This window comes from Colwellia sp. MT41, from assembly GCF_001444365.1.
GTDB lineage: Bacteria > Pseudomonadota > Gammaproteobacteria > Enterobacterales > Alteromonadaceae > Colwellia > Colwellia marinimaniae.
Genome location: NZ_CP013145.1, coordinates 2,818,931 through 2,834,163 on the forward strand (window position 1 = coordinate 2,818,931; position 15,233 = coordinate 2,834,163).

The following is a 15,233-nucleotide window of genomic DNA, read 5'->3' on the forward strand; positions in this document are numbered from 1 at the left end:
TTATATTTATTTTTTGATGAAGTGAACATTTTAATGAAGGACGTTATTACCGACATCAATTTTTTCAAGTTGAATTTTTAATATTTTGGCGGCGGGATCTTGAGGACATTGCTCAACGAAGTAGCGATAATCATCCACAGCCACTTTAAAGCAATCAAGTTGGTGTAGCAAAAAACCACGGTCTCTTCGTTGCAGTGGATCGTCTGGGTTTAATGATAAGATAACATCAACACACGTTAATGCCTTATCAAAAGCCTGCTCTCGGATCAGAGCGTTTTTCAATGCTGAAAGATGCTCAACTAAGGCGACATGATCATCAATAGCGACTAAGTCTTGCTCTTCAGGGTCGCCTTCGAGATCATCTAAACGTAAATCAAGTTCAGCCCAATCGAGTGACTCGCCAGTTACCGCGTCAAAAATAATAGCATATTGCTCATCACAGCACAGGCGTACCATGATTTTATTCGGAATAAACACCAAATCAGTTTCAAAGCCACAAGCACTAATAATTTCTTTGACCACAACCGCCTTAACCATGGGCGACATAGCACGTTGATTTAACGATGTTGCTACCCGATAAGCAGAAATAGGCCAACGAGTCTGATAGCTGTCAATAAATAAATGTTGATAGTACAATTCATTAAGCAAAGCTTCAGCTTTCTCTATAGGTGATTCAATTTCACTAACGACAGCAATACATTGACTGATAATTGTCTCTAAACTATCTAGTGATGCATACATTTTGACAATTTCTTGGTCGCTATCGGCAAAAATATGTTCTTCAAGTAAAACAAGTTTTTGCAGCAAATCTTTATCTTTAGATTTTAATTCTGATAAAAACAATTCATTCATAACAGCTTATTTATCCGACTCCATATTATACTTATCTGGTAGACCTAGTATGCACACTAACACTTAGCTAAAAAAGAAGGCTTCTCGTGTCATGGCTAAACGTACAATCAGCATTACCCAAGCTATTGCACCTAAATAGCCTATAATTTGCATCGGCTTATTACGCGCTAATTTCAAGGTGTAATATCCGGTCAAAATATAAGCAAATAACGCTAAAATCTTTTCAGCTAGCCATAATTGTTCCATGGGGTTGAAATGTAGTTTTACTGCGAGGGTAATACCGGCAATCAGTAAAAAAGTATCAATAACATGAGGGCTGATTTTCAACCACTTGCTATCAAGCTTTTTTGAGGCCATTAAGGTCAAAATAAAACGATAGGTAAATAAACTAACGCTAAGTACCGCAAGGGCTATATGTAAATGTTTCAAAGTTATTCCTTTTATTAAACTATTTTGCGCATAGTGTAGCGACTTTAGGTTAATAAATCGTTTTAAAGTGTAACCCTAGACTATAAATCGGCTATTTATACTGATTATCTAGATTAATGCCTAGGCAAACGAGCCCAAGTAATACGTTCATGACCATTAAAGTCTCTGACTGTTTGTACGTTATCATACCCTAAGCTGGTTAAAACATCTCGCACCGCTTCCCCTTGTTGGTAACCATGTTCAAAGAAAAGTGCTCCTTGAGCTTTAAGAAAATTTAGTGCTTGTTGCGCTATGTGTTTAATATCGCCGAGACCTTGCTCATTAGCCACCAAAGCTGATTTAGGTTCAAATCGCACATCACCTTGACTTAGGTTTTCGTCCAAGGCATCGATATAAGGCGGGTTCGACACTATAACATCAAACTTGCGCTCATTAACCGCACTAAACCAGTTACTTTGAAAGATATTGACTTGCGTCAAGTGTAAATCTTCAGCATTTTGCTTGGCTAGTTTCACCGCCTCAATATTAAAATCAATAGCATCAATTTTCCAGTTCGGTTGCTCAGATGCTAACGCCAGGGCGATTGCACCTGTTCCTGTACCGAGATCTAAGCAGTGCAATGACTTTACTTCACCAAAATTATCAAGTACTAATTCAACCAAAATTTCGGTGTCTGGACGTGGAATAAGTGTTGCGGGTGAAACTCGAAAAACGAGTGACCAGAATTCCTTTACCCCTATAATATAGGCAATAGGCTCACCAGACATCCGTCTTTTTAATAAGGCTAGGTAATGTTGTTCATCTTGTTTAACAAGCTCTCTTTCGGGCCAGGTAAGCAAGTAGCTGCGCTCTTTATGCAACACAAAAGCCAAGAGGATTTGTGTATCAAGTTTAGCACTGTCGGAGAAGCAAACTAATTGCTCACGACCATATGCTATCCAATCGGCTATAGTACTATTATTCACTGGCGTTAACAAAATAGAGTTAATGTTTTCCGGCTAATTCAGCTAATAAATCGGCTTGATTTTCCTGCATTATCGGCTCCATAATCAAGTCTAAATTACCTTCCATAATTTCGCCTAGGCGATATAAAGTTAGGTTAATACGGTGATCACTCATGCGACCTTGCGGAAAGTTGTAGGTACGAATACGCTCAGAACGGTCACCACTGGCCACTAAATTACGACGTGATGACTCTTCCTCACTACGGCGTTCTTCATCTGCAGCCTGTTGCAGACGCGCTTGCAGCACTGACATTGCTTGCGCTCGGTTTTTATGTTGTGAGCGCTGTTCTTGACACTCAACCACAACACCTGATGGAATATGGGTAATACGAATAGCTGAATCCGTTTTGTTTACATGCTGACCACCCGCGCCTGAGGCACGGAAGGTATCAATTTTCAAATCGGCTTTATTAATTTCAATGGCATCTACTTCAGGAACTTCAGGCATAACCACCACAGTACAAGCTGAGGTATGTACTCGACCTTGAGACTCAGTTTCTGGTACACGTTGCACACGATGGCCGCCAGATTCAAATTTCAGATGGCCGTAAACGCCTTCACCATTAACTTTCATGATCAGTTCTTTATAACCGCCCTGCTCACTTTCACTGCTGTTCATTACTTCAATTTTCCAGCCTTTCTTTTCTGCATAACGGCTGTACATTCTAAATAAATCACCAACAAAAATAGCCGCTTCATCACCACCGGCGCCGGCACGAATTTCAACAAAACAGTTGTTATCGTCATTAGGGTCGCGTGGGAGTAATAAAACTTGTAATTCATCGGCAATCTTAGCAATCATTTTTTTAGTTATTTTGTATTCTTCCTGTGCCATTTCTCGCATCTCAGGGTCTTCATCTTTAAGCATCATCTCAGCAGCGGAAAAATCATCTTCCGCTATTTTATAATTATTAAAAACTGAAGTCACCGCGTCGAGTTGCTTAAACTCTTTAGATAATTCACGGAATTTGTCTTGATTAGCAATGGTTTCTGGATCGGATAATAAAGCTTGCACTTCTTCGAAACGCTCGACTAGCACTTCAAGTTTTTGATAAACTGATGATTTCATTAAAATGTACTTATATTTCAAATAAGGAAAACTAAATTATTGCTATTCTATCACAGTAATAACGCAATCCACCATGCTCGATAAAAAATGTCACTTGCGGCTAACGGACTGAGTAAACAATACTTAGGTTAACAAGATGACTTGGCTATATAGCTAAGATAATGACTAAAGTACTAGTCTTGGGGATCAATATTAAAGATATCACGTAAATAAAGTAGTTTATCCAGTTCGCCACCTTGAGCGGCAGACTGGAGCGCACTGGTTGGTGCGTGCATGAATTTGTTGGTGAGCTTAGTGGCGAGTTCCCCTAAAACAGCCTCAGAATTTTTACCATTTCTTAATTGGCTAAGGGCTTTTTCGAGTAAAACATCACGGTTGTCTATACATTGTTTACGATAACTAATAACCGTATCTTGGGTGTTTAAACCTCGTAACCAAGCCATAAACTTATCAGACTGGCTATTAACAATACTTTCTGCTTGTACAGCGGCTTTACGTCGATTTTCAATGTTCTTCGAGATAATGCCTTCTAGGTCATCTACGGTATATAAAAAAACATCTTCAAGTTCTGACACTTGCTCTTCTATATCACGAGGTACGGCGAGATCAACCATAAAAATAGGTTGATGTTTACGCGATGCTAAAGCTTGTTCAACCATACCTTTACCAATAATGGGTAAAGTGGAACCAGTAGAGCTGATAACAATATCAGCATGACACATATGATCAGGTATTTGCGCTAAGGTGATGACATCTGCGCCAATTTTTTTAGCCATATTCTCAGCACGTGCCAATGTTCGGTTGGCCACGGTGATTTTTCCGACATTATTTTCATAGAGATGTTTAGCAACTAATTCTATCGTTTCACCGGCCCCCACTAGCAGGACTTTAGTTTTTTCAAGACTGCCAAAAATATGTTTGGCTAAGTTTACTGAAGCAAAGGCAACAGATACCGCACTAGCGCCAATATCAGTCTCTGTTCGAACTTGCTTGGCTACGCCAAAGGTACGTTGAAATAATCGGTCCATAACCAAGGACATTGAGCCGGCAGCTTTAGCTTGGCTGTAAGCTTGTTTCATTTGTCCAAGAATTTGTGGTTCACCTAAAACAAGCGAATCTAAACCACAAGCAACACGCATCATATGATTAACGGCTTGCTTATCTTTATACCAATATAGGCTGGGTAAAATTATTGAGGCGGGTACGTTATGGTAATTTTCTAACCATTTAATAATACGTTGTTGGGTAACTTCAAAGTCGCCATCTTGTACTAGGTATAACTCTGTTCTATTACAGGTAGAAAGTATGGCAACTTCACGGCACTGTACTGCGTCAAGCATTTCTTGTAGGGCGATGGAAAGCTTATCTGGATTAAAAGATATTTTTTCTCTTACCGCTACTGGCGCAGTTTTATGATTAATTCCAACAGCAACTATCGACAAAGTAATAAACCTATTGTGTAAACATTTCTGACAAGTTTTAGTCAACTTGTTTTAACTCGTGCCGCAAGTATAACTCAAGATCCGCATATAAAATATGATCTGTGATAAAAGACCCTAAAAATAATACTGCTATTTACAAAGACTAAAAAGCTATGTTCAAATAACAATTATCATCGCTTGAAAGAATTACCGTCAATGATTAAATTTTTTAATACTGCCCTTTATCCACTTTACTTATTTCCCCTGGCCTTATTTACCCTGATATTTTCAGGCTGTAGTACCTTGCCCAGCAAAGAAACGCAATTGCTAATTACACAAACACCTCAACAAAGAATTGCTAAGCTAGCGCAATTACAACAATGGCAGATAACAGGGAAAATAGCATTTTTGGCGCAGAATTCACGTAAGAGCGCGACATTATCTTGGCAAGTTGACGAAAAGAAAGGCACTCAACAGCTAAATTTAACCAGCTATTTTGGCATTAATGTCTTACAACTCGAATCTTATAATAATCAACATAAGATTCGCGTGGATGGAAAAACCTATCATGGTAATAATTTAGCAGCGCTTATTCTCAACATTACCGGCTTATCATTACCAACAAAAGCGTTAAGCTACTGGCTTAAAGGTATCCCCTACCAAGAAAATGATAGTATTAGTTACCATAAAATAACACAGCTACCACAAACCTTATCAAGCCATTATAATAATGAGCTATGGCTAGTCAGTTATAGTAACTATAAGCATATTAACGGCTATAACTTAGCAACTAAATTTTCAATTAAAAAAGAGGATTTGTTAATTAAAATTTCGGTCAATCATTGGTCAGTGACTGGTCAATAGCCGATCAGCAACCACGCTTTGTCACTCACTTACTATAAGCAGAATTTCTACATGACTTGCTCTTCTCAACCTAATTCATTTCTCAATAAAGCCATTGAATTCCCTTCTCCGGCAAAAATTAATTTATTTTTACATATTGTTGGACAGCGTGATGATGGTTACCACAATTTAGAAACACTCTTTCAATTTATTGATCATAGTGACATATTAACCTTAACAGTCACTGACAAAGCCAGCATAGATTTATTAACGCCTCTTGAGGGGGTTAATTATGACGATAACTTAATTGTAAAAGCGGCCCAGTTATTGAAAAGAAAAACCAAGACACCTTTTGGCGTTAAAATAAGTATTAACAAAATACTACCAATGGGTGGCGGCTTGGGCGGTGGTTCATCCAATGCAGCTACGGTTTTAGTTGCGCTTAATACCTTATGGCAGTGTCAATTATCAACAAGTGATTTGGCAATATTAGGCCTGAGCCTTGGTGCGGATGTACCTATCTTTATTTATGGTTTTGCCGCCTTTGCCCAAGGTATTGGTGAAAGACTTACCGCCATGGATCCCGAAGAACCTTGGTATTTAATTACTAAACCTGAATGTAGCATTTCCACTCAACAAGTTTTTACCGCAGTAGATCTGCCTCGAAACACCAAGAAACTATCCCCTTCAGCCCTTGATACCACTGACTTTCTCAATGATAACTTCCATAATGACTGCCAATCATTAGTAATAAAACATTATCCTGAGGTTGCCAAGTTACTGGCTTGGTTGGTAGAATACGCCCCCTCAAGAATGACAGGAACAGGTGCGTGTGTTTTTACGCGGTTTTCTAGTCAAAAGAGGCGTGTTCATTGCAAGCGAAACTCCCCAAAGGAGTGAGCTCATTTGTCGCGCGGGGACTTAATAAGTCGCCCTTATGTTCTGTGATGACAAGGTTGTCACTGAACAAGTAAACAATTAAAAATATTTGCGAACTTAACTAAATCGGCTATTTTAAAACGTGCTATGGTGCGGAAAATAACTGCTACAGTTTAGTAAGCGTTATACTGCTTAATGATTATATCTTATATCAAAAAGCCTAATATTAATGTCAAATGTTTCTGAGGAATCTACAGTGCCTGACATGAAGATTTTTGCGGGTAATGCCACCCCTGAACTGGCCAAGAAAATTTGTGATCGCCTATATATGCCTCTCGGCGATGCGACAGTCGGTAGTTTTAGTGATGGTGAAATTTGTGTTGAAATACATGAAAACGTCCGTGGTGCTGATGTTTTTATTATTCAATCGACCTGTGCTCCAACCAATAATAACTTAATGGAATTAATTGTAATGATAGACGCATTGCGTCGTGCCTCCGCTGGCCGTATCACTGCTGTAATCCCTTATTTTGGTTATGCTCGCCAAGACAGACGTGTACGTAGTGCTCGTGTACCAATTACGGCAAAAGTAGTTGCTGACTTTTTATCAAGTGTTGGTGTTGACCGTGTATTAACGGTTGATTTACATGCCGAGCAAATACAAGGTTTCTTTGATGTGCCGGTTGATAATGCTTTTGGTACGCCAATTTTATTAGAGGACATGAAAAGTCGTGGTTTTGACAACCCTGTGATTGTTTCTCCTGATATTGGTGGCGTGGTTCGTGCTCGTGCTGTTGCTAAATTATTAGATGACGCTGACTTAGTCATTATTGATAAACGTCGCCCGAAAGCAAACGTTGCCCAAGTGATGCACATTATTGGTGATGTAGAAGGTCGCGACTGTATTATTGTCGATGACATGATTGATACTGGCGGTACATTAGTCAAAGCGGCAGAAGCATTAAAAGAGCATGGCGCAAAACGTGTTGTCGCTTATGCCACTCACCCAGTATTGTCGGGTAATGCCGCACAAAACCTCAGAGATTCAGTGCTTGATGAAGTTGTAGTTACTGATTCAATTCCTCTTTCTGATGAAATTAAAGCGCTTAAAATGGTTCGTCAATTAACCTTAAGCGGCATGCTTAGTGAAGCTATTCGTCGTGTAAGTAATGAAGAATCTATATCGGCAATGTTTGATTAATTTCTAGCGAATAATTACTACTATTGCAAAAAAGCAGCCGCTGCCACGGCTGCTTTTTTATTGCTCCTTAACCCTTATTTATTTCCCCCTTCCCCCTCTAAACCATCAGTAATTAACCGCTTAAGTTGATAGCTTTACCTAGGGCTAAATGTTACAATGCGGCGCCTTTTTTATCTAATGACCGAGTTAGTTGTTAACTGATCTAGGATGTTAAAATGGTATCTCCTTGTTTTTGGTCGCAAAAAACAAGACTTAATTTTTAAGTTTTATAACTTATATAACAGAAGAGTATTAAAATGACTGATTTTTTAACATTAGAAGCTGAAGTACGTACTGATTTAGGGAAAGGTGCGAGCCGCCGCCTACGTCACGCGGAAAAAGTTCCTGCTATCCTTTACGGTGAAAACCAAGAACCAGTATCTTTAACGTTAGCGCACAAAGATGTATTCCGCGCTCAACAAGAAGAAAAATTCTATACGCAAGTATTAACATTAAATATTGCTGGTAAGCCAGTTGAGTGTTTAATTAAAGACATGCAACGTCACCCGTTCAAGCAATTGGTAATGCACTTAGATTTCATCCGCATTGATCAAAACCATGTAGTTCATGCAAACACTACTCTTCACTTCATTAATGAAGAAGAAGCGGTAAAAACTGGCGCTACCATTGCTCATCACGTGACTAAAATTGCCATCTCTTGTTTACCAAAAGATTTACCTGAGTTCATCGAAGTTGACTTAACTAACTTAGCACTTGGTCAAACTTTCCATTTATCAGACCTTACGTTGCCAGCAGGCGTTACTTCTGACGAATTAGCAAAAGGTGAAGAACACGATCTAGCTGTTGTTTCTGCTAAAGCGCCTAAATCGGCTAAAGTAACAGACGAAGCAGCAGAAGAAGCTCCAGCTGCTGAATAATAGCTACATTCATTTATAATATTATAGATAATGACTATTAAATTAATTGCGGGGCTGGGTAATCCTGGCCCCGAATATAGCAAAACACGCCACAATGCAGGTGTTTGGTTCGTCGAAGAACTGGCACGTTGTCACAACATTTCCCTCCGTCCCGAAAAAAAATACTCCGGCCTTTATGGTAAAGGCTTAATTGCGGGAAACCTTGTCCACTTATTAATTCCAACCACCTTTATGAATCGTAGCGGTCAAGCAGTTGCACCACTTGCTAATTTTTATAAAATGTCGATAGATGAAATCTTAATTGCTCATGATGAATTAGACATGCAACCCGGTGTTTGTAAAATAAAAAAGGGTGGTGGTCACGGCGGACATAATGGCTTGCGCGATATTATCGCTGCTATGGCTAATAATAAAGAATTTTACCGGTTACGTATTGGCATTGATCATCCGGGTCATCGCGATAAAGTAACAGGGCACGTATTAGGTAAAGCGCCTAGTGCAGAACAAGAAAAAATAGAACAAGCAATCGACGAAGCCAGTCGATGTCTTGATATTTGGCTAACAGACGACTTAAAGAAAGCGCAAAATCGCTTACACTCGTTTAAAGCCGAGTAAATATACACAAGTAAATACACGCTAGTAACTCTGTGTTAGCAACTAATCAGTAGGTAAAAATTATGGGTTTTAAATGTGGTATCGTTGGCTTGCCTAACGTCGGTAAATCAACACTATTCAATGCACTTACCAAAGCAGGTATTGAAGCGGCAAACTTCCCGTTTTGTACTATTGAGCCAAATACTGGTGTAGTACCGGTACCCGACCCTCGCTTAGATAAATTAACTGCAATAGTAAAACCTGAGCGTGTCTTAGCCACCACCATGGAGTTTGTCGATATTGCCGGTCTTGTGGCTGGCGCATCAAAAGGTGAAGGCTTAGGTAACAAGTTTTTAGCGAACATTCGTGAAACAGATGCTATTGGTCACGTAGTTCGCTGCTTTGACAATGACAATATTATTCACGTTGCTAATAAGATTGATCCTGCTGATGATATTGAGGTGATCAATACTGAATTAGCATTATCTGATATGGACACAGCAGAACGGGCAATTTTTCGTTTAGCTAAAAAGGCTAAAGGCGGAGATAAAGACGCCAAATTTGAAATGCCTGTTTTAGAAAAAATATTAAAGCATGTTGAAGAAGGCCATATGGTACGTTCTTTAGAATTATCTAAAGAAGAAAAAGCCGCTATTGACTATTTAAATTTCTTAACACTAAAACCAACCATGTATATTGCTAATGTCAATGATGATGGTTTTGAAAACAACCCCTACCTTGACGTAGTACAAAAGATAGCAGATGCAGAAGGTAGCGTAGTTGTTGCTGTTTGTGCAGAAGTTGAAAGCGAATTGTCTGAAATGGATGAAGACGATAGAGCTGAATTTATGGCTGAGATGGGCTTAGAAGAGCCCGGTCTTAATCGTGTTATAAATGCCGGTTATGCATTACTGCACTTACAAACTTATTTCACTGCTGGTGTTAAAGAAGTACGTGCTTGGACAATTAAACAAAGTGCTACTGCGCCGCAAGCGGCCGGTGTTATTCATACCGACTTTGAAAAAGGCTTTATTCGCGCTGAAGTCATCAGTTATGACGACTTTATTGAGTTTAATGGTGAGTCGGGTGCTAAAGAAGCCGGTAAGTGGCGTTTAGAGGGTAAAGACTACCGCGTAAAAGATGGTGATGTAATACACTTCCGCTTTAATGTATAAAAGTCCGCCTATAGCTAGAGTCTATTTAGCCTAACCAAAAAACGCATCCTTAGTGATGCGTTTTTTTATGCCGCTAAGGACTGACGAGTCAGCATCCTGGCTGTAAACTTGAGTCAACTTGACCATAGTATTATAATAAAGACTTGTTTTAATTGTATATACAACTAAAATACCGCCTGTAATATAAAAACGAAAGATATACAGCTATTCAGTTAGCTTAGTTATTCTACTAGCGGGTACCATAACTAAGCTAATGGTCTACACTTTTCTTGTTTAAAGAAATTGATAAATCAAACAATAATAAGGCGTCACAATGAAAAAATTTATTTTATTACCCATACTATTAGCGACAAGTGTTATTACAGCTCCATCGGCTCAAGCAGAGGACCTAGCATTGCGTATTTGTGAATATGTGCAAGCAAATGATAAAAGTCGCTTAAGGTCATTCTTAAAGCAAAACAAGTTAAAGCTTCGTAAAGTTTATGATGGCCTAGCGTGTAACGGCAATAGTTTATTAATTTTTGCCGCTAAATCTAATGCTTTAGAAGTTGGCGAATACATTATTGGTAAGTTACCTTCTAAAAAGGTTAAAGCTGAGATAGATAACTTAGCAAAATATTCTGCACATTTAGCTGAAGAAGCAAGAGATAGATAAGACTTACCTTCATGATAAATACAAACGCATTATCATTTCCCAATAAGTAATGCGTTTCTCACCTTTTATTTGCATAGTTATCCACCAAAATGCACAATCAATCGCCAAACAAATAGAAAGTACACCTTTTTTAAAAAAAACGGTTGACGAAAGGCAGGTAGATTAGCATAATACGCCGCACTTGCTACCGAGCAGGTTGGTAAAGGCTACATAGCTCAGTTGGTTAGAGCACATCACTCATAATGATGGGGTCCCAGGTTCAAATCCCGGTGTAGCCACCATTTTACTTCGGTATTTTTTACTTAAGTAAAAAGAGTTCAAGTCTCTTTAACACTTGAATGTAATGCGGGTTTGGCGGAATTAATAAACGATGACGCGCTACTTTTTTTTATAGAGAGTAGGTTCCAGTATTACAAGATGTGAGAGTTCAAGTCTCTTTAACACTTGAATGTAATGCGGGTTTGGCGAAATTAATAAACAATGACGCGCTACTTTTTTTTATAGAGAGTAGGTTCCAGTATTGCAAGATGTGAGAGTTCAAGTCTCTTTAACACTTGAATGTAATGCGGGTTTGGCGGAATTGGTAGACGCGCTGGATTTAGGTTCCAGTATCGCAAGATGTGAGAGTTCAAGTCTCTTGACCCGTACCATTTCAAAGCAACTTTAGTTGCACAAGTAAAAAGTAAATACATTGCAGGGATATAGCCAAGCGGTAAGGCAGCGGGTTTTGATCCCGTCATTCAGAGGTTCAAATCCTCTTATCCCTGCCATTTTTTATGATGTTATTTAGTTATAAAAAAATGCAATGTAATTACCTCCCAGTAGGGATATAGCCAAGCGGTAAGGCAGCGGGTTTTGATCCCGTCATTCAGAGGTTCAAATCCTCTTATCCCTGCCATTTCTTTTAAAGAAATGGTTATAGAGTTCAAGTCTCTTTAACACTTGAATGTAATGCGGGTTTGGCGGAATTAATAAACAATGACGCGCTACTTTTTTTTATAGAGAGTAGGTTCCAGTATTGCCGGATGTGAGAGTTCAAGTCTCTTTAACACTTGGATGTAATGCGGGTTTGGCGGAATTAATAAACAATGACGCGCTACTTTTTTTTATAGAGAGTAGGTTCCAGTATTGCCGGATGTGAGAGTTCAAGTCTCTTTAACACTTGGATGTAATGCGGGTTTGGCGGAATTGGTAGACGCGCTGGATTTAGGTTCCAGTATCGCAAGATGTGAGAGTTCAAGTCTCTTGACCCGTACCATTTCAAATATCCAGAAAACAAAACACTTCCTTCATTATCTAAATTTTAAGCACTGCTTATATTAGATAATTATTTGTGTTTCTAATGGCTACATAGCTCAGTTGGTTAGAGCACATCACTCATAATGATGGGGTCCCAGGTTCAAATCCCGGTGTAGCCACCATTTTCACTTCTGTAAAAATCAATTGAAAATATCTAAATATTATCTCTTCAATATATCTACGAAAAATCCTAGTTAATACTTAAAAAAACACCTCAAGCTCAACAAAAATAATACTTTTAAAATACTAAAGACCCTTTTTAGTTATTCAGTTTAACCACTAAACATTGGCTTGCCCTATTTAATTTTAGTTCTGTTGTAGTTTAGTGCTGCTGAGTAAATAAGTGATACGCATACACGCTCTTTGACATCCTGTCACCGCGATATACCGTGCGTCCTGAACATAATCCCATCCATGGCTGACGAATCCCCATAACTTTTTAATCTTAGTTGGGTTTAATTCCCCAGCGCTTACGGTGAAAAAAGATGAGATAAACTAACTAAAGATACCCTCTCTTTTCGCAGAAAATTTCGCCTAAGCGAAACCCTTGGGCCGGGAGACTCATTAAAAAAAGCATAAAAATAGTTAAATAAGGTTAGGTGTACCCATGAATATCGGCGATCATTAAATTCTCTAAAACCCAATTGACGTCAATATTCATGAATACATCCACTATGTTACACACCTTTTTCAAAATGTCTTCTTTTAATGCTATTAATGATAAACGGAGGATCAAAGCTGTTTTAGATTGTACTGACTCACTTGCAATGGATGAAACGCTTACCCTTACAGGTTTAGGCAGAGGTATCATCAATACTAAAGCAAAAGTTAAAAACTCCATTAAACGTGTCTGTCGGCTATTAGGCAATGAAAATTTACACCAAGAGCGGATAGGTGTTTATGCTGCGATTGCTAAAGTCAGCCTCAAGAATATCAAATATCCTTTGATTATTATTGATTGGTCACCTGTAAATAGGCTAGATAAACAAATATTGCGCGCGGTGATCCCTATAGGGGGCAGAGCATTTACTCTTTATGAAGAAGTTTATCCAGAAAAACAACTTGGCACGGTTACCGCTCATAAAGATTTTTTGAATAAATTAGCGTTAGTTCTTCCTAAAAATATAACCCCAATAATTTCAACCGATGCTGGTTATAGGGTTCCGTGGTTTAAAGAAGTAGAAGCACAAGGATGGTTTTGGCTTGGCCGTTTACGAGGTAGAGTGAGTCTTCAAGTTGAAGAGCAATGGCAGAGTGTTTATGAATTATTTTCACAAGTAAAAGTCAATGAAAAAAAGCACTTAGGGACATGTTTGTTGGGAAAAACGCAAAAGCACACTTGCACAGCCGTCCTTTATAAAAAAGCCTCCAAAGGAAGGAGTACGAAAACATTAGACGGTAAAAAAAGTAGAAGAAGCGTAAGCTTAGAGTATGCTAAAGGCGGTAGAGAGCCTTGGTTGTTAGTGAGCAACATGCCTGAATTAGAGTGGCCTGCAGAGCGGATTGTCAACTTATACAATCAACGAATGCAGATAGAAGAAGGCTTTAGAGATACAAAAAATGAACGTTACGGCCTAGCACTAAATTTTTGCCGAAGTTCAAGTTTAGAACGAGTAAATATTTTACTCATGATAGCAATGCTTACCCAATTTTCATTGATATTGGTAGGAAAAATGGCTTACATAAAAGGCTACTATAAAGACTTCCAAGCTAACACGGTTAAATCTAGACGAGTACTATCTTATTTTCGATTGGGAAAGGAGTTAATCAGACGAGAACAATATCAGTTTAATGTTGCTGACATTGCTCTAGCACTAGGAGGGTTAAAGGCATGCGCGGATGCACAATTCAGATAAAGAAATGGGGATCCCTCAGCATCCATGGGGCTTAACACAAGCATCAGGACAGTATGCTCCTGCACTGTCTAATAAGGTATATCCATATACCGTCATGCTTTTAATGCTCACTTTTATCACCTCAGCAATGCATCAAGGTACTACTGAGCTATAAAACTAGCCAAGAGCGCCAAATCTGCGTGGTAAAACCCTGAAATGACTGAAAGGTGCAGGTGTTTTCTCAAGGATGATGAAAAAGCGGCGTTGTACAGGGATGTGCATTAACGCGGCTCCTCGAAACACTTGATTGAATGAAAGATTAGGTTTTATTCGCAGCGCCGGGAGAGTCCAGAGAGCCTAACTTAGGCGTAACGCGATAGTTCTCTTTCTTTTCTGGGTGTAGTCGCCACCGCGACGCGAAAGAAATTAAGAATGCAGTCGCATTTTAAGAGCATATACATAAAGTCATATTCAATAAGTGCCTAAAAACGCTAGCCGTAATAGTTTAATGCCGAATGAGGATAAAAATGTTGATTATTTTAAGTGGGTGTCTGTTATTTTGATTCACAGAAAAACACACTACTTGAGCTATCAAACTAGCCAAGAGCGCCAAATCTGCGTGGTAAAACTCTGAAAAGATTGAAAGTGTGCAGGTGTTTTCATCAAGGATGATGAAAAAGCGGCGTTGTACAGGGATGTTCATTAACGCGGCGCCTCGAAACACTTGATTGAATGAAAGATTAGGTTTTATTCGCAGCGCCGGGAGAGTCCAGAGAGGGCTCGGCGATAGCCCTCTCTGGGTGTAGTCGCCACCGCGACGCGAAAGAAATTAAGAATGCAGCCATGGCGTGATGATAGAGCTATTTATCATGGGTGTTGGCAACCAGCCCTTAAAAATCTAAAGTTAAGTTTCGTAAGCAATACAATACACGTCATACCTACGCTTCAACCATGTTAACTAACAATAAACCTATAGCTTGGGTAGCCAAACAACTTGGTCATAGTGACATTGGTATGACTTTGAGTACTTACGCAAGATGGTTACCATAGAAATAATCTT

Annotated in this window: 13 protein-coding genes, 6 tRNA genes and 2 pseudogenes; 16 read left to right on the plus strand and 5 right to left on the minus strand. The window is 39.0% G+C overall.

The annotated features are described in order from the left end of the window. Positions 1-30 precede the first annotated feature (30 nt). The 5 genes from CMT41_RS12095 to hemA all read right to left on the minus strand — a co-directional run bounded on the left by CMT41_RS12095 (position 31) and on the right by hemA (position 4,796). The gene (locus CMT41_RS12095) at positions 31-852 is read right to left on the minus strand and encodes a SirB1 family protein (protein WP_058027399.1); all 822 of its coding nucleotides are present in this window, start codon (positions 850-852) and stop codon (positions 31-33) included. 63 nt (positions 853-915) lie between these two features. Further along, a complete protein-coding gene (locus tag CMT41_RS12100) occupies positions 916-1,281 on the minus strand; it encodes a SirB2 family protein (RefSeq protein WP_057181556.1) in 366 nt (121 codons plus the stop codon). Between the two features lie 113 nt (positions 1,282-1,394). Beyond that, positions 1,395-2,246 (minus strand): peptide chain release factor N(5)-glutamine methyltransferase, encoded by an 852-nt coding sequence (gene prmC, locus CMT41_RS12105; RefSeq protein ID WP_058027400.1) that lies wholly within the window; start codon positions 2,244-2,246, stop codon positions 1,395-1,397. Positions 2,247-2,265: 19 nt separating this feature from the next. Next, the gene (gene prfA / locus CMT41_RS12110; RefSeq protein WP_058027401.1) at positions 2,266-3,354 is read right to left on the minus strand and encodes a peptide chain release factor 1; all 1,089 of its coding nucleotides are present in this window, start codon (positions 3,352-3,354) and stop codon (positions 2,266-2,268) included. A 173-nt stretch (positions 3,355-3,527) separates the two neighbouring features. After that, positions 3,528-4,796, minus strand: coding sequence for a glutamyl-tRNA reductase (gene hemA, locus CMT41_RS12115; RefSeq protein WP_058027402.1), 1,269 nt, complete (start codon positions 4,794-4,796; stop codon positions 3,528-3,530). Between the two features lie 195 nt (positions 4,797-4,991). On the opposite strand from hemA, the gene lolB reads away from it, so the two are divergent. From lolB to CMT41_RS19910, 16 genes and pseudogenes are all read left to right on the plus strand, one after another. Beyond that, positions 4,992-5,639 carry a lipoprotein insertase outer membrane protein LolB gene (lolB, locus tag CMT41_RS12120; RefSeq protein WP_058027403.1) on the plus strand — a complete coding sequence of 216 codons (648 nt, stop codon included), beginning with the start codon at positions 4,992-4,994 and terminating at the stop codon, positions 5,637-5,639. 51 nt (positions 5,640-5,690) lie between these two features. Further along, a pseudogene (gene ispE, locus CMT41_RS12125) lies at positions 5,691-6,592 on the plus strand (4-(cytidine 5'-diphospho)-2-C-methyl-D-erythritol kinase). Between the two features lie 161 nt (positions 6,593-6,753). Beyond that, on the plus strand, positions 6,754-7,698 hold the full coding sequence (locus CMT41_RS12130) for a ribose-phosphate pyrophosphokinase (RefSeq protein WP_057181562.1): 945 nt from the start codon (positions 6,754-6,756) through the stop codon (positions 7,696-7,698). Positions 7,699-7,994: 296 nt separating this feature from the next. Further along, positions 7,995-8,615 carry a 50S ribosomal protein L25/general stress protein Ctc gene (locus CMT41_RS12135; RefSeq protein WP_058027404.1) on the plus strand — a complete coding sequence of 207 codons (621 nt, stop codon included), beginning with the start codon at positions 7,995-7,997 and terminating at the stop codon, positions 8,613-8,615. 30 nt (positions 8,616-8,645) lie between these two features. Then, positions 8,646-9,230: an aminoacyl-tRNA hydrolase gene (gene pth, locus CMT41_RS12140; RefSeq protein ID WP_058027405.1), complete on the plus strand. Its 585-nt coding sequence runs from the start codon at positions 8,646-8,648 to the stop codon at positions 9,228-9,230. 62 nt (positions 9,231-9,292) lie between these two features. After that, on the plus strand, positions 9,293-10,384 hold the full coding sequence (gene ychF / locus CMT41_RS12145) for a redox-regulated ATPase YchF (RefSeq protein WP_057181565.1): 1,092 nt from the start codon (positions 9,293-9,295) through the stop codon (positions 10,382-10,384). 313 nt (positions 10,385-10,697) lie between these two features. Further along, positions 10,698-11,039 (plus strand): DUF3718 domain-containing protein, encoded by a 342-nt coding sequence (locus CMT41_RS12150; protein WP_058027406.1) that lies wholly within the window; start codon positions 10,698-10,700, stop codon positions 11,037-11,039. A 204-nt stretch (positions 11,040-11,243) separates the two neighbouring features. Beyond that, a tRNA-Met gene (locus CMT41_RS12155) sits at positions 11,244-11,320 on the plus strand. Between the two features lie 284 nt (positions 11,321-11,604). Continuing rightward, positions 11,605-11,689: transfer RNA gene (locus CMT41_RS12160), tRNA-Leu, on the plus strand. Between the two features lie 45 nt (positions 11,690-11,734). Then, positions 11,735-11,809: transfer RNA gene (locus CMT41_RS12165), tRNA-Gln, on the plus strand. A 53-nt stretch (positions 11,810-11,862) separates the two neighbouring features. Continuing rightward, positions 11,863-11,937 (plus strand) — tRNA-Gln (locus CMT41_RS12170). A 275-nt stretch (positions 11,938-12,212) separates the two neighbouring features. Beyond that, positions 12,213-12,297: transfer RNA gene (locus CMT41_RS12175), tRNA-Leu, on the plus strand. Positions 12,298-12,383: 86 nt separating this feature from the next. After that, positions 12,384-12,460: transfer RNA gene (locus CMT41_RS12180), tRNA-Met, on the plus strand. A 537-nt stretch (positions 12,461-12,997) separates the two neighbouring features. Next, a complete protein-coding gene (locus CMT41_RS12185; protein ID WP_083494194.1) occupies positions 12,998-14,194 on the plus strand; it encodes an IS4 family transposase in 1,197 nt (398 codons plus the stop codon). Beyond that, the gene (locus tag CMT41_RS19185; protein WP_157466373.1) at positions 14,178-14,348 is read left to right on the plus strand and encodes a hypothetical protein; all 171 of its coding nucleotides are present in this window, start codon (positions 14,178-14,180) and stop codon (positions 14,346-14,348) included. Before CMT41_RS12185 ends, CMT41_RS19185 begins: the two co-directional genes overlap by 17 nt. Positions 14,349-15,109: 761 nt before the next feature. Then, a pseudogene (locus CMT41_RS19910) lies at positions 15,110-15,223 on the plus strand (hypothetical protein); the annotation flags it as partial. Between the last annotated feature and the right edge of the window lie 10 nt (positions 15,224-15,233).

Coding starts and splice junctions, on each gene's coding strand:
- CMT41_RS12095 (WP_058027399.1), bottom strand. CDS start 852: ATGAATGAATTGTTTTTATCAGAATTAAAATCTAAAGATAAAGATTTG.
- prfA (WP_058027401.1), bottom strand. CDS start 3,354: ATGAAATCATCAGTTTATCAAAAACTTGAAGTGCTAGTCGAGCGTTTC.
- lolB (WP_058027403.1), top strand. CDS start 4,992: ATGATTAAATTTTTTAATACTGCCCTTTATCCACTTTACTTATTTCCC.
- CMT41_RS12135 (WP_058027404.1), top strand. CDS start 7,995: ATGACTGATTTTTTAACATTAGAAGCTGAAGTACGTACTGATTTAGGG.
- pth (WP_058027405.1), top strand. CDS start 8,646: ATGACTATTAAATTAATTGCGGGGCTGGGTAATCCTGGCCCCGAATAT.
- ychF (WP_057181565.1), top strand. CDS start 9,293: ATGGGTTTTAAATGTGGTATCGTTGGCTTGCCTAACGTCGGTAAATCA.
- CMT41_RS12150 (WP_058027406.1), top strand. CDS start 10,698: ATGAAAAAATTTATTTTATTACCCATACTATTAGCGACAAGTGTTATT.
- CMT41_RS12185 (WP_083494194.1), top strand. CDS start 12,998: ATGAATACATCCACTATGTTACACACCTTTTTCAAAATGTCTTCTTTT.
- CMT41_RS19185 (WP_157466373.1), top strand. CDS start 14,178: ATGCACAATTCAGATAAAGAAATGGGGATCCCTCAGCATCCATGGGGC.